Source organism: Priestia aryabhattai B8W22, assembly GCF_000956595.1.
GTDB classification, from domain to species: domain Bacteria; phylum Bacillota; class Bacilli; order Bacillales; family Bacillaceae_H; genus Priestia; species Priestia aryabhattai.
The window spans coordinates 56025-69429 of sequence record NZ_JYOO01000017.1 but is presented as its reverse complement, the minus strand read 5'-3'; the positions used below and the strand labels follow the sequence as shown (position 1 = coordinate 69429).

Sequence of the window (13405 nt, the reverse complement as noted above, 5' to 3'; positions counted from 1 at the left end):
TCTTTACGAAAAAGATGTTTGGGACGTATAATTTGATTTAAGGATTTTTTGGAACATAGTATGACAATATGACAAAAAAGAAAAGTAAGGTGAATAGAATGGGTAAGTTATTTAGTATCGGTGAAGTATTAATTGATATGATTCCAGCTCAAAAAGGTCTTCAATTGAAAGAAGTGGAATCGTTTACGCGTGTGCCAGGCGGAGCGCCGGCAAACGTTGCAGCAGTTGTTGCTACATACGGTAATGAGTCAGCGCTTATTACAAAAGTTGGAGAAGATGCGTTTGGAGACTTTCTAGTAGATACGCTTCGTGAAGTAGGAGTAGGTACTGATATGGTCTATCGTACAGAAGAAGCAAACACAGCTTTAGCTTTCGTTTCTCTGCGTGAAGACGGAGAAAGAGATTTCAGCTTCTATCGTAATCCTTCAGCAGATTTATTGCTAACAGAAGACGAAATTAACCCTGATTGGTTTGCAAGCAACGATGTTCTTCATTTCTGTTCGGTTGATTTAGTTGAAAGCCCTATGAAATACGCTCATATGAAAGCGATTAAAAGCATGAAAGAAAAAGGCGGAGTTATCAGCTTTGATCCAAATGTACGTCTTCCGCTGTGGAAAGATCATGAGCTATGCCGTCAAACAATTTTAGAATTTATTCCTCAAGCGCACATTGTCAAAATTTCAGACGACGAGCTAGCGTTTATCACAGGAATTGAAGATGAACAGCAAGCGATTCAGTCTCTATTTACAGGTGACGTTCAAGTAGTTGTGTTCACAAAAGGTGCAGAAGGCGCAACGCTTTATACAAAAGAAGCTGTCTATGAATCAAACGGTTACAAAGTAGCAGTTGTTGATACAACAGGTGCAGGAGATGCGTTTATTGGCGGATTCCTTTATCAGCTATTAAGCCGCGATGTGTCACAAGAAAACTTAACGGCTATTCTTGACTCAGACCACGATGCTATTTTGCGCTTTGCCAATGCAAGCGGTGCCTTAACGACAACTGGAAAAGGTGCAATCAGTTCCATTCCAGCCAAAGAAGTAGTAGAGCAATTTTGTAAGCCTGTAGCTAACTAAAATGAAAAGGCTTTATCTCTTCTTATTTTCAATCAGCAGAGGCGCTCGTTTCTGCTGATTGCAGATCACATAAGAGGAAGAAGCGAGCTGCGGAGCAAGAAGAAAAAAATTTTTTCTGTTTTTAAAAAATAATCAAAAAAATTTCTAGCTAAACGATAAATGTTCGTGTTAGTATAATACGAGCAGCAAAAAGTAGCAGTTTTACCACCATTTATGAAAACGTTATATATTTATCGATGTAGAACATTTGGGGGGATATTCAAGGGGGAATAAGCGAGCGCGTAGCCCTTGGTGAAAGAAAAGCAGCAGGTCGTTACATACGATGTACATAGATTAGAAATAGGAAAGTAGGTTAAGAGAAAGATGGATATTTTGCTAGGTGTTCTTCCTTCCGTTGCGTGGGGAAGCATGATTTTAGTTAGTATGAAGATGGGCGGTGGACCTTACAGTCAAACGCTTGGAACAATTATTGGAGCTTTAATTCTTTCATTTGTTCAGTTTATGATTGTTCAGCCGGTGTTAACGCCAACGCTTGTTATTGTCGGAATTGTTTCAGGTTTGTTCTGGTCAGTAGGTCAAAGCAATCAGTTTAAAAGTGTTCCATACCTTGGGGTTTCAAAGTCAATGCCGATTTCAACGGGTATGCAATTAGTATCAACAGCTCTTTTTGGTGTTATTGTATTTAAAGAATGGTCAACGCTTCAAACGATTGTACTTGGATCTATTGCGATTCTTTTAATACTAGCAGGCGTTGTGCTTTCTTCATTAGACGGTAAAAAAGAAGGAGCACAAGGGACTCCGGGACAAACGAAAAAAGGAGTTATCACTCTTATCATTTCAAGTCTTGGATTCTTAGTTTACGTCGTTATCGCACGTATTTTCAACGTAGACGCATGGGCAGCACTATTCCCGCAAGCAATTGGTATGTTAATTGGCGGTTTAATCATTACATACAAACATAAGCCATTTAACAAATATACGATTCGTAATATCTTACCAGGTCTAATTTGGGCATCTGGAAACATGTTCTTATTCTTATCTCAATCAAGACTAGGCGTAGCAACAAGCTTTTCATTATCGCAAATGGGTATTGTTATTTCTATCTTTGGCGGTATTGTCTTCTTGGGAGAAAAGAAAACAAAGCGTCAATTATTCTATGTATCTCTTGCGAGTGTGCTGATTATTTCAGGCGGTATTTGTATCGGCCTCGCAAAAGCCCATGCTTAATGTATCGATGTAGAAAAACCCCCATGGCTAAAGTGCAGCCATGGGGGTTTTTTTAGACCTAAGGTTTTGAGGCACCCCTTGCGGGGTAGCCTCAAAACCTTAGTCAAAGTCAAGATCAAAACCTTAGTGCTCTTCTGAATTTCAAAGCTGTATGTTCCTGTTGAGGGTTTCTCATTCTTAAGACGGAATGTTTTTCATTCTTTGTTAGGAAGCTGTTCGGTGTGAGATGGCTTATAGTAGTAGAAAAGGATGGAGGAGAGGCTATGATTAAGAGTATTTATGAGACGCATGTGCAGGTTCGGAGTTTGGAGGATTCAATTGAGTTTTATAGACGTCTTGGGCTGACGTTTGTTCATAAAATTGAAGAGCGGCGCTGTGCTTTTTTCTTTGTGGGGGACCAAAAGCAGATGCTTGGGCTTTGGGAAACAGACGAAAAAGAGCTGAAAAGAAGTCATTTTGCTTTTGGAATTGAAGCAGCAGATATTCATGAAGCATTAACATGGCTGCGTTCAAAAGGAATTGAACCGGAAGAAACGTCGTTTGGAAAACCGCAAACAGAGCCGATTGTTCATACGTGGATGCCAGCGGCGTGCGTGTATTTTAATGATCCTGACGGCAACCGCTTGGAGTTGATTACGCTTTTGAATGATAAGCCTGTCGTATCTAAGGATTTTCCCTATTTAAGTGAATGGAACAAAGAGTCCAAGACGAAATTATTCTAGCTCAAGTGAAAAACGAACCATTGATCAAAATGTTTGATTAGGAGTTCTTTTTTTAGTTATGGTAAACGTAGGTTTGATCTGTTTTGTTCCTTCTAGCAGTTGATTGGAGGGCAAGGCGTAGACTCCTGCGGGAAAAGCGAAACAGGTGAGACCCCGCAGGAGCGCAAGCGACGAGGAGGCTCAGCGGCCGCCCGCGGAAAGCGAAGCCTTGCATGGAAATTAACTGCGGTGTCATAAGCGATCTATATGAGCTCGTGTATCCCATTTGTTCGTCTTTAGATTGGATTCATTTCGTTATGTCTCAACCTTTTTTGTGTATCATAAACGCAAGTTTGACACATTTATAAACATATAATATATTTGTTTATAAATTAATAAACAAAATATAGAGGTGTCTATTTATATGGTAAACGATTTGTTTTGGGAATCATCTTTTGAAGATATGAAGAAAGGGTACGGGGAAAGCGAAGAGCACTACCACTGCTTACTGTGCGGTGAAAGCATTGAAAAAGGCATTATTTATCCGGTGGAAGGTGTTTTTTATGAAGCAAAACGTTATATGAAGCTTCATGTGGAACAGCAGCACGGGTCTGTGTTCCAACATTTAATAGCGCTAGATAAAGAGGTAACCGGTCTTTCTGATCATCAAAAAAATTTAGTGAAGTTTTTTAAGGAAGGAAAAAGCGATAGTGATATTCAAAAAGAAATGGGAATCGGCAGTTCATCGACCATTCGGAATCACCGCTTTACGTTAAAGAAAAAGGAGCGTCAGGCCAAAGTGTTTTTAACGCTGATGGAACTGTTGAATGACGGAGAAGAAGAGAAGAAGCTACCGGCATCCACTGCAGCGCCTAAAAGAAGTCAGCGCTGCAGCATAAGTGATGAAGAACGAGAAAAAATTTTAGCGAAGAATTTCCCGCAAGGTTTAAACGGACCGCTTCGTACTTTTCACTTGCAAGAAAAACACCGTCTTGTTGTTCTTGAAGAATTAAGCGGGCATTTTGAGTTTGGCACAACGTATACGGAAAAAGAAGTAAATGATAGGTTAGCACCTTTTTATGACGACTATGCCGTGCTGCGACGCTATTTAATTGAGTACGGTTTCTTAGAGCGCAGCGCAGACGGAAGCAGCTACTGGAGAAAAGGAGAGACAGGGATGAGTATGGACTCAAAAGGCTATAAAAAGCAAATGAAGCAGCTAGCGAAAGAAGTAAAAACAGAAGGCGGCGTGTATCAAATAAAAAACCTTCACAACGATAAGATTTACATTGGCTCTACGCCCAACGTCAAAACGTTAAACGGCGTAAAGTTCACGTTGAAGACGAACACTCATCAAAATAAAGAGCTTCAAAACGAGTGGAATACGTACGGAGCAGATGCTTTTTCAATTGAGATGCTGGAAACGATTAAAAGAGAAGAAGAAAAAGCACTTTCAAAAAAGGATTTGCTGAAACTGGAAGCGAAATGGTTAGAGAAGCTGCAGCCTTACGGCGAAAAAGGCTATCATTCGCCTAAAGCTGATACAAAGGAGAAATAGGTGTGAAGAATCAAGATGTTAAAAGTGAAGTAGTGGAATCAGAAAAATCCGTCAGTAAGCTGATGCTTGTGTTTTTGATTCCGCTCATGTTAAGCAACGCCATGCAGTCCATTGGGCAGCTGGCGGGAAGTATTATTGTCGGAAGAGCGCTTGGCGTTGATGCATTAGCAGCTATTTCCGCTTTTTTTCCTCTGTTTTTTCTGCTCGTGTCGTTTTCAATTGGAATTGGTTCAGGAAGTTCGATTTTAATCGGGCAGGCGTACGGGGCACAAAATGAAAAACGAGTGAAAGAAATTATCGGTACCACGCTCACGTTTACCTTTTTAGTCGGAATTGTGCTTGCTGTTTTGGGAAGCATATTTGCTCCGGATATTCTTCGGATTATGGGAACGCCGGCTAATATTATTGACGTAACGGTTCACTATGCGCGCATTTTGTTTGTGGCAATTCCTGTTTTGTTTTTATACTTTGTTTATACGACGTTTATGCGCGGAACCGGAGACTCTAAAACGCCTTTTTACTTTTTAGTTGTGAGTACGGTCTTAAATATCATTTTTCTTCCGATTTTAATTTTTGGATGGATCGGAGTACCAAAGCTTGGCGTGTACGGCGCTGCGTACGCAACGGTGTTTTCAACCGTATTAACGTTCATTATTATGGTTGTTTATTTGCGCAAGAAAAATCATCCGTTAAAGTTTGACTCATCTATTTCATTAAAAATGGACGGAACGCTTTTAAAGCTGCTTATGCGTTTAGGAATTCCAGCTAGTATCAATATGATTTTAGTTTCTCTTTCTGAAATTGCGGTCATTACGTTTGTAAATGGATTTGGCTCAGACGCTACGGCAGCTTACGGAGCGGTGAACCAAGTGGCAAGCTATGTACAAATGCCGGCAATCAGCTTAGGAATTGCCGTTTCTATTTTTGCGGCGCAGTCGATTGGCGCCAATAAATTTGAACGTTTAAAAGAAGTGATTCGCTCTGGAATTATGCTGAATTACGTCATTGGCAGCGTGTTGATTTTACTTATTTATCTCTTTTCCAATCAAATTTTAGCGCTGTTTTTGACCAGTCAGCATACGCTCCGTATTGCCGAAGAGCTGTTAGTGATCACGCTTTGGAGCTACTTGATTTTCGGTCATGCACAAATTATTACCGCTACGATGCGAGCAAGCGGTACGGTGCTTTGGCCTACGGTATTTAGTATTATGGCTATTTGGTGTGTAGAAGTGCCTGTAGCTTACGTGTTATCGCAGTTTACGTCTCTTGAAATCAAAGGGATTTGGATTGGGTATCCAGCGGCGTTTGTGGTCAGCTTAATCCTGCAGTACAGCTATTATCAATTTGTATGGAAGAAAAAGAAAATTGAACGTCTTGTCGGATAAAAAACGAGTGGAAACGCTCGTTTTTATTTTTTTAATTAAAACACCCTTATCAAAAAGTTTTAATAGGATAGTGCATATAACTTTTTAATGAAAAGAGGGTATGACACTATGAGTAAATCTGGATTTGTGCCGGATAATTCAAATATCAAAAAAAGCTCAGGAACGCCTAATCTGTCAGTAAACTATAAGCAAAACGTCCTGTTCAAACGAAATGATCAAAATATAGCGTATCAGCTAACCTCAACTCAGCTGCCTGCCATGCTCGGAGGAGCGTTTGTTGATTTATATATCACAAAAGGGCATATGAGAGAACCGCACTGGCATCCAAATGCTTGGGAATTAGATGTCGTCGTTTCAGGTGAAGTGCAGGTGTCTATCTTGGACCCTGATACAAGCAGCATGCACAATTACCAAATAAAAGAAGGGGAAGTTGTTTTTATACCGATGGGCTGGTGGCATTGGATTGAACCTCTATCGGAAGAAGCGCATCTTCATCTCTTTTTTAACAATGATCAATTTGAGTCTACAGAAGGATCCGACGTGCTGCGCTTAACGCCTCCGATGGTGTTTCAAAAAGCATACGGAGTAAGCGCAAGCGAAGTAGCAGAAGCCGTCGCGCCGATTACGGATACAGTTGTGATTGGACCGCCTCATGATCATTCTTTTTATCAAAAGAGCTATCTCAAAGACGAACGGGATGAAAGAATTGTGGTGAAAATAAATGAAAAAGTGGTGCCTGCTGAAGATAAGTAGCAAAAAAGAGGCTGGGATAAAAGTCTTCTAGGCGAAGTGAAAAACGAACCATGAATCAAAATGTTTAATTCACGGTTCATTTTTCTGTTATGGTGAACGTAGATTTCATCTGTTTCATTCCTTCTAGCAGTTGATTGGAGGGCAAGGCGAAGACTCCTGCGGGAAAAGCGGAACAGATGAGACCCCGCAGGAGCGCAAGCGACGAGGAGGCTCAGCGGCCGCCCGCGGAAAGCGAAGTCTTGCACGGAAATCAACTGCGGTGTCACAAGCAGTTCAGCTTATGTATCTCCTTTGGTCGTCTTTAGATTGGTTTCATTTTGTTGTGTCCCAGCCTCTTTTTCGTGAAGCGTTTTTTATAAAAACAGCTCGCTGCGTTCTAAGTGCTTATACAGCCGCGTTGTGACTTGCTTTTGGTTCCATTCGTTTTGCGGAAACTGCTGCTTGTCTACGTGAGCAACGGCCGGCTTGTAGGTTTTTTGAATCCGTTTGATATCATTAAACGTTGCGTTGGTTTCAATGTGATCAGCCAGCGTAAATACAAGAGAATGCAGCTTTGCAACGTTGGGTACCGTGGCTGCTTGACTGAAAATGGCTTTTGCTACAGACAGCTGCCTTTCATGGGCAGTAAAGACGTCTTGTTCATTACGCTCCTTTAAATAAACAAGCGCTTCTTTTCCGTTAAGGCGAATTGATCCTTTTGGAAAAACAATGTTGCTGTGTTCAAAAGCACGTTTGTTTGTGACGATAATGCCGCCTAATTTATCTACAGCATCGACGACTGCCTGCTGATCCATTTTGACATAATAATCCACAGGAAGCTTTGCGTATGCTTCGACTTTCTTTACAACAGCATTCATATTTCCTTGGTGATAAACAGTTCGCAGCGTTTCATCGCCGAGCTGAGTTGACCCGGGCAAGTGGGTCATTTTTATTGATTCATGCTGCTTATTAACAGTCATATATACAAATGACGTATTTTGATGGTTTTCTTGAATTAAAAGCAGGGAAAACGGTTGTCCTTTTTTTAGATTGACGTGTGTTTTGTTACCATGCTCAAGCGGTACATACGTTTGATCAACGGCAGCTTTCACCGTATGATAGCCTGCAAACGTGATGCTGACAAAACTGACGAGTAAAAATAGTACGAGACCGCCAATCCACTCTTTTTTTGCTTTGCTGCTCATCGTCTCACCTTTTTCTATCGAATTCGTTCGTAGTATTGCCATCTTAAAAGGGGAGTAAAACAAATGAGCGCTATTTTTATTGCGTATCTTGCTTTTTCTTGGCGTAGGTTTTGAGTTCTGTAATTAAAATTGCTTGTTCTTCCACATCGTTAAACGCTTCAATGCCATAAAGGTATTCGGTGTGCCGTTTTTCTTTCCACACGCAAAGTCCGGTAATATGGATGGGTTTTTCATTTAAATAAAAGCTGATTTTTAGCTGAATTTGATGGTTGAAAATAGGTAAATCAAGCGGCGTAATTATTTTGATTCCTTTTGGTGAAAGGTCGATAACAGACAAAGGACCGGGCTTAGAATCAATTTCTTTGTTGTCGTATTTAGCAATGGAAAACGTTCCAACAATGGGAGTCTCAAATAAAAAGCGAAACGGTTCTTCACGTTTAAAATGCATGTATCATCAGTCCTTTTCGTAATCTAAGTTTGTTAAGTAAGTATTCGATGAAAGTCTAAAAATTCCTACACGTTTTTCCCCATCACCCATATAATGTTTATCGATGTAGAATACTACCATGGCCAAAGACCGGCCATAGTAGATATTCTAGACCTTTGTGGGAGGATTCAGGGGGTCTTAGTTATCGATTGCCGATTGTGAGTACGATCGGATTATTAAATAGCGGGTATACTAGTAGGGCTTTTATAGTGGCGGAAGTTTTGTTTGAAACTTTAAATAGAGAGGGAAAGGTTTTGAAAAAAGCGCTACGCTAGAGTTGGATTGTATGTTAAAATTAAACTTTGTGAAGTAGCTGTATTACAAGTCAGCGTTCCTTCAACTAATTAGGAGGTGAGATGAATGGGCACTGATGACCCCATTTCGATGAAGGTTACTGCAAAACAAGATAGGGGCAGCAAAGGTGTATGTGTTCCTCTCATTTCAACGAAGGAAAATACTCCTTAATGCCTCAATGATGTGAGGTGAAAAATCAATGATTAAAACATACTTATATGATGATGAAACAAAAGAAATGGTAACGAATCTTGATTTAGGAGACGTGCATGAGAAATTGCGCAATCCTGATAATTTGCTGTGGATTGATTTGTATGATGTCCACGGACAAGAGCTTGCTCAAATTGCTAAATTATTCGATTTTCACCCATTGGCGATTGAAGACTGCTTACACGACAGTCCTCGCGCTAAAATGGATGATTACGAAGACTATAAATTTTTCGTTTTTCACGCGCTTCGCTATAATGAAGAAAGTGATGACGAGATTACGACGCTTGAGTTAAATGCCTTTGTCGGATCAAATTACGTAGTAACAATTCATAAACATAAAATGGGCTGGCTTCGCAAAATGGATGCTGTATGCTCACGCTATCCAAAGTTTATGAACCGCGGCGCCGACTTTTTATTATATGCTTTGATTGATGGCATCACGGACGAATACTTTCCGATTTTAGACCGAATCGACATGCGTATTGATGAATTAGAAGACGAAATCTACAACAAAGAAGTGCGCGGAGTGACGGAAGAGTTCTTGGCGTTAAAAAGAACGATTATCTTAATCCGGCGCGTTATTCTGCCTCAGCGCCGAATTTTCTTAACGGTGAATGGAAAGTGGAAATTCGATATACGAGAAGAAAATGTTCCTTTCTACATTGACTTGCTTGACCACTTAGAGCGTATTGTAGACTCTGCCGAAACGTTTAGAGACCTCGTAAACAGTGCGCTTGATACGTATTATTCTATTACCAATGCAACTTCATCTGAAAAGCTGAACGTCTTAACGTTAATTTCAACGATTATGCTTCCGCTAACGTTCGTAACCGGATTTTTTGGAATGAACGTGCCGATTCCATATCAGAATTCCCACTGGGCTACTGCTGTTATTATTGTTATGTTAATTGTGTTAACGTGGGGAATGTGGAAATACTTTAAAAACAAACAGCTGCTATAACAAAAAGGCACTTGGCCATAAGCCAAGCGCCTTTTTTCTTTATTTTGTCACTGTTTTTGTTGTTGCCTTACTCGTATTGTTCGCTTTGTCTTTTGCCGTTACGCTTAAGACTGTTTTTTCTTTTTGTTTTTTAATTTTTACTGAGTATTGTCCTTTGCTGTTAGCAGCAGCAGAGCCGATGCTTTTTTTGTTTACTGTTACCGTTACGGTAGCATTTGCTTCTGCCTTACCTGTTACAGCCGTGCTTTTTGTTGTGACAGCATTTACGCTTGGTGCAGCAGGGGGAGTTTTATCGCTCACTTTTACAGTCGTAGCTTTACTTGTGTTGTTGGCTGCGTCTGCTGCTGTTACACTGATTGCTGTACCTGCTTTTTGTTTTTTAATTGTTATGCTGTACTGACCTTTTGCATTGGCTTTTGCTTTGCCGATTTCTTTGTTGTTCACTTTCGCTACAACAGATGCATTTGCTTCTGCTGTTCCTTTAATAGCTGTATCCGCGTCGCTGACTGGATTCACTTTAGGTGCATTTGGAGCAATAACGTCACGCACCGTTACTTTTACTTCTTCACTTTCTTGCTTTTGGCTGTTTGTAGCCGTGATATACAAGACTGTGTTTTCTTTTTGTTTTGGAATCTTCACTTTGAACGCGCCTTTTGCATCAGCTTTTGCCGAAGCAATCACTTTTTTAGCGCTGTTTTTAACATTTACCGTAAAATTCGCTTTAGACGTTCCTGTTACGTATTCATCTTTATTCGTCACGGCTTTTACCGCTGGTTTGGCAGGTGCTTTTTGAACAACTGCACGAATGCTCGTGCTTGCTTTTCCGTTTGTTACAACCACTTGTAAAACGGTATCAGCTTTTTGAGCTGGAATGTTCACAGAGAACGTATTTTTTGCATCAGCTTTGGCAGTGCCAAGTGTTTTTGAGCCGCTCATTACTTTAACAGTTGAACCGCTTTGAGCTTTACCTGTAAAAACTTTTTGCGTGCTGACAAATGTATTTACCTGCGCTTGCAGCTGCTGTGCACTTACCGCGCTGTACGCATTTAAACGTCCCCATCCTGATACGTAATCGTAGCCTGGAGCAGGGGGAGCTGCTGGACTTTCTTCATCATCGTATACAGGAGCATCTTTTTCATCAAACTTAATATCTTTAGCTGTATCCGTTAGGCGTTTTTCAACGTCTTTTGGCTTTAAGCCTGGGTTTTGGGATAGCAATAATCCCGCAACGGCAGCTACGTGAGGTGTTGCCATTGATGTTCCGCTTAAGTAAGTAACGTTTCCGTCTGGAACAAGACTTGGAATATCAGAGCCAGGAGCTGTAATATCTAATCCTTTTCCATAGTTTGAGTAGTCAGATACGATATCTAAACGGTTTGATGCGCCTACTGAAATCGCATAGGCAGATGAAGCAGGGTAAGAGAGTTCTTCCATACCGTCGTTTCCGCTTGCTGCTACAACCGTTACGTTATGGTCGTATGCATATTTTAATGAATATTCAAGCACGCGGCTGTAAGATCCGCCAAGGCTTAAGTTAATGACTTTTGCACCGTGGTCAACCGCATATTTAATACCGTACGCAATTTGTTCTGTATCTCCGCTTCCAGATGCGTCTAGAATTTTAACCGGTAAAATTTTTGCATGAGAATTAATACCGGCCATTGAATAGTTATTGTTTGCAGAGGCTGCGATAATACCTGCTACGTGAGTTCCATGTCCATTGTCATCAGTTGCATTTGACGAACGATCCACATAGTTATAGCCTGTTTTTGTATCCACCACGCCTTTTAAATCAGCTAGTGATGAATCGACGCCCGTATCCGCAACGGCAATAACCGTATCTTTTAACTTTTGACCGTTTAGTAATTTTTCAAGTGATTCGTATTGAATATCGGCATGCTGAGTACCGTCATTTTTACCCGTGTTATTTAATGACCATTGATACGGATATTGTGAATCCATTGAAAGAGCGTGGTACTCTTGAACCGGCTCGATAAATTCAGTTTCAGGAAGTGCCTGAATTTGTTTTGCCGTCATTTTACCTTGAGCAGATGACGTGCTGAAGCTTTTTCCATTGCTGTCATCTAATTGAATAACAAACATATTATCAAAAGAAGCAGCTGATTGTTTTAATGGATTAATAGATTCAATGCCTGCTGATTTTGACTGTGCTTTTGTTTTGAATGATTTAGCATTTGCACCATCTTTTATTTTAACAATATAGCGAGTTTCCGCTTTTGTTGAAACGCTGTTTGCGCTGACTAGTTTAGCTCTTACTAATACAGACGATACGTTTAAGTCCGTTACGTCTTTTAATTTTGTCTGCGCTGCTACTTTTTCTAAATCTTTCTTTAAAGCAGCCGGCACGGATTTATATGCGATGCTGTATAAATCATTGATTGCTTTTTGATCAGCACTTGTAATCATGTACGTGCTTGATGCGCCGTTTTTCGCCACATCTGTAAATAGACCCTTTAGCTGAACTAAATCTTTGTATACTTGTTCACGCATCGATTTATCAATAATCATTTTAGAGCTGATAAACGGAGCGGCTTTGTAGTAAAGAGAAGAAAGGTCTTTTCCGCTTGCTGTTTTTGAAAGCACAGCGTCGCGAATCGTACGCAAATCTTTTAAAATACCTTTTCCGTTTTCTTTTTGGCTTGTACTCAATTCAGCCGGGCATTCTTCTGCCTCCATTTGAGAAGGGGGAAGTGAAGCGCCTTCATAGCTGATTGTGTAAGGAACTTCTGTTTTTAATTCCGGTTGAGGTTCAGAAGGTGTTTTTCCATCTTCTTCTGTATCGTCTTCGATGATGATATCTTCATCTCCATAATACTCAACTTTCACATAATAAGGGCCAGTCCAGGCGATTGGAAAATCTAGCTGAGCAGGCTCGTCTTTGTAGGAGTATCCCATATAACGGTCAAATGCCACGTTGTTTTTGGCATTTTCAAGACTAGAGTAAACTGTGATGTTTACTTCATCATCACTTTGAAGCCTAATTCGGTAGTGTGAAAACTTTGCTACATCTTGTTTAGAAGGATTAATTTTGTACCAATGTGCTTGTTCTGGTTCTGTAAATGTTCCTTTTGCTGCTTTGCCAATGCTTAATGTTTTTTCATTAGCAGGAGGATTGCCTGCTGCTTGTGTTTTCAGTAAGCCCAATTGGCTAAAACACAAGGTGAACATTAAAGCAAAAGCAATAAAACGATAAATTGACCCTTTTTTCATGTTAAACCTCCAAAAAATATAGTAAAAAACAGGAATTACATACCTATTAAACCATAAAGTTTAAAAATTTGTAAATAATTACTGTTGCTTATTTTGATATTTTGTCAAGTTATTAATCTCATAGGATAAATGGTGAGATAAGTCCTAGTTGCAAAAAGTAGAAAAAATTGGAATAATAAAGGTTGAGCCTATTTATAAGAGGCGAGAGTATGCTGAAAAGGGAAGAAGGGAATGAGAATTATTTTTAAAAGCAGAATCTGTTGGAGAAAATCTAATCGGTTTCTTTTTACCTGTGTTTATAAAGAGGAAATCGGGCTATATAAATAAAGATTGGAAAA

The 13405-nt window shown here is 40.1% G+C and carries 12 protein-coding genes; 9 read left to right on the top strand and 3 right to left on the bottom strand.

Features of this window, described 5'->3' with window-relative positions; translation table 11 throughout:
- Nucleotides 1–98: 98 nt before the first annotated feature.
- The 8 genes from N178_RS14635 to N178_RS26025 all read left to right on the top strand — a co-directional run bounded on the left by N178_RS14635 (nucleotide 99) and on the right by N178_RS26025 (nucleotide 7103).
- Nucleotides 99–1076 (top strand): carbohydrate kinase family protein, encoded by a 978-nt coding sequence (locus tag N178_RS14635; protein ID WP_016763311.1) that lies wholly within the window; start codon nucleotides 99–101, stop codon nucleotides 1074–1076.
- Nucleotides 1077–1439: 363 nt separating this feature from the next.
- The gene (locus N178_RS14630) at nucleotides 1440–2303 is read left to right on the top strand and encodes a GRP family sugar transporter (RefSeq protein ID WP_014461163.1); all 864 of its coding nucleotides are present in this window, start codon (nucleotides 1440–1442) and stop codon (nucleotides 2301–2303) included.
- Between the two features lie 263 nt (nucleotides 2304–2566).
- Nucleotides 2567–3025 (top strand): VOC family protein, encoded by a 459-nt coding sequence (locus N178_RS14625; protein WP_045293144.1) that lies wholly within the window; start codon nucleotides 2567–2569, stop codon nucleotides 3023–3025.
- 99 nt (nucleotides 3026–3124) lie between these two features.
- Nucleotides 3125–3262: a hypothetical protein gene (locus N178_RS27055; protein WP_169746671.1), complete on the top strand. Its 138-nt coding sequence runs from the start codon at nucleotides 3125–3127 to the stop codon at nucleotides 3260–3262.
- 166 nt (nucleotides 3263–3428) lie between these two features.
- Nucleotides 3429–4562, top strand: coding sequence for a DUF2087 domain-containing protein (locus tag N178_RS14620; RefSeq protein WP_045293080.1), 1134 nt, complete (start codon nucleotides 3429–3431; stop codon nucleotides 4560–4562).
- A 62-nt stretch (nucleotides 4563–4624) separates the two neighbouring features.
- On the top strand, nucleotides 4625–5947 hold the full coding sequence (locus N178_RS14615) for an MATE family efflux transporter (RefSeq protein ID WP_237758478.1): 1323 nt from the start codon (nucleotides 4625–4627) through the stop codon (nucleotides 5945–5947).
- A 108-nt stretch (nucleotides 5948–6055) separates the two neighbouring features.
- Nucleotides 6056–6700, top strand: coding sequence for a cupin domain-containing protein (locus N178_RS14610; RefSeq protein WP_045293077.1), 645 nt, complete (start codon nucleotides 6056–6058; stop codon nucleotides 6698–6700).
- Nucleotides 6701–6830: 130 nt separating this feature from the next.
- On the top strand, nucleotides 6831–7103 hold the full coding sequence (locus tag N178_RS26025) for a hypothetical protein (RefSeq protein WP_080890194.1): 273 nt from the start codon (nucleotides 6831–6833) through the stop codon (nucleotides 7101–7103).
- On the opposite strand, the gene N178_RS14605 is transcribed toward N178_RS26025, so the two are convergent.
- Nucleotides 7054–7884: an LCP family glycopolymer transferase gene (locus tag N178_RS14605; RefSeq protein ID WP_045293075.1), complete on the bottom strand. Its 831-nt coding sequence runs from the start codon at nucleotides 7882–7884 to the stop codon at nucleotides 7054–7056. The two genes, N178_RS26025 and N178_RS14605, sit on opposite strands and share 50 nt — an antisense overlap.
- Before the next feature lie 76 nt (nucleotides 7885–7960).
- A complete protein-coding gene (locus tag N178_RS14600) occupies nucleotides 7961–8332 on the bottom strand; it encodes a PilZ domain-containing protein (RefSeq protein WP_034270461.1) in 372 nt (123 codons plus the stop codon).
- A 532-nt stretch (nucleotides 8333–8864) separates the two neighbouring features.
- Between N178_RS14600 and corA the strand changes: the two genes are divergently transcribed.
- The gene (gene corA, locus N178_RS14595) at nucleotides 8865–9836 is read left to right on the top strand and encodes a magnesium/cobalt transporter CorA (protein WP_013055874.1); all 972 of its coding nucleotides are present in this window, start codon (nucleotides 8865–8867) and stop codon (nucleotides 9834–9836) included.
- A 39-nt stretch (nucleotides 9837–9875) separates the two neighbouring features.
- Here the strand turns inward: corA and N178_RS14590 are convergent, their stop codons facing one another.
- Nucleotides 9876–13067 carry a S8 family peptidase gene (locus tag N178_RS14590; RefSeq protein WP_045293072.1) on the bottom strand — a complete coding sequence of 1064 codons (3192 nt, stop codon included), beginning with the start codon at nucleotides 13065–13067 and terminating at the stop codon, nucleotides 9876–9878.
- Nucleotides 13068–13405 lie beyond the last annotated feature (338 nt).

Bases quoted from the DNA above. Each gene is read 5' to 3' on its own strand.
- N178_RS14635 (WP_016763311.1), top strand. From the start codon at position 99: ATGGGTAAGTTATTTAGTATCGGTGAAGTATTAATTGATATGATTCCA.
- N178_RS14630 (WP_014461163.1), top strand. From the start codon at position 1,440: ATGGATATTTTGCTAGGTGTTCTTCCTTCCGTTGCGTGGGGAAGCATG.
- N178_RS14625 (WP_045293144.1), top strand. From the start codon at position 2,567: ATGATTAAGAGTATTTATGAGACGCATGTGCAGGTTCGGAGTTTGGAG.
- N178_RS14620 (WP_045293080.1), top strand. From the start codon at position 3,429: ATGGTAAACGATTTGTTTTGGGAATCATCTTTTGAAGATATGAAGAAA.
- N178_RS14615 (WP_237758478.1), top strand. From the start codon at position 4,625: ATGCTTGTGTTTTTGATTCCGCTCATGTTAAGCAACGCCATGCAGTCC.
- N178_RS14610 (WP_045293077.1), top strand. From the start codon at position 6,056: ATGAGTAAATCTGGATTTGTGCCGGATAATTCAAATATCAAAAAAAGC.
- N178_RS14605 (WP_045293075.1), bottom strand. From the start codon at position 7,884: ATGAGCAGCAAAGCAAAAAAAGAGTGGATTGGCGGTCTCGTACTATTT.
- N178_RS14600 (WP_034270461.1), bottom strand. From the start codon at position 8,332: ATGCATTTTAAACGTGAAGAACCGTTTCGCTTTTTATTTGAGACTCCC.
- corA (WP_013055874.1), top strand. From the start codon at position 8,865: ATGATTAAAACATACTTATATGATGATGAAACAAAAGAAATGGTAACG.
- N178_RS14590 (WP_045293072.1), bottom strand. From the start codon at position 13,067: ATGAAAAAAGGGTCAATTTATCGTTTTATTGCTTTTGCTTTAATGTTC.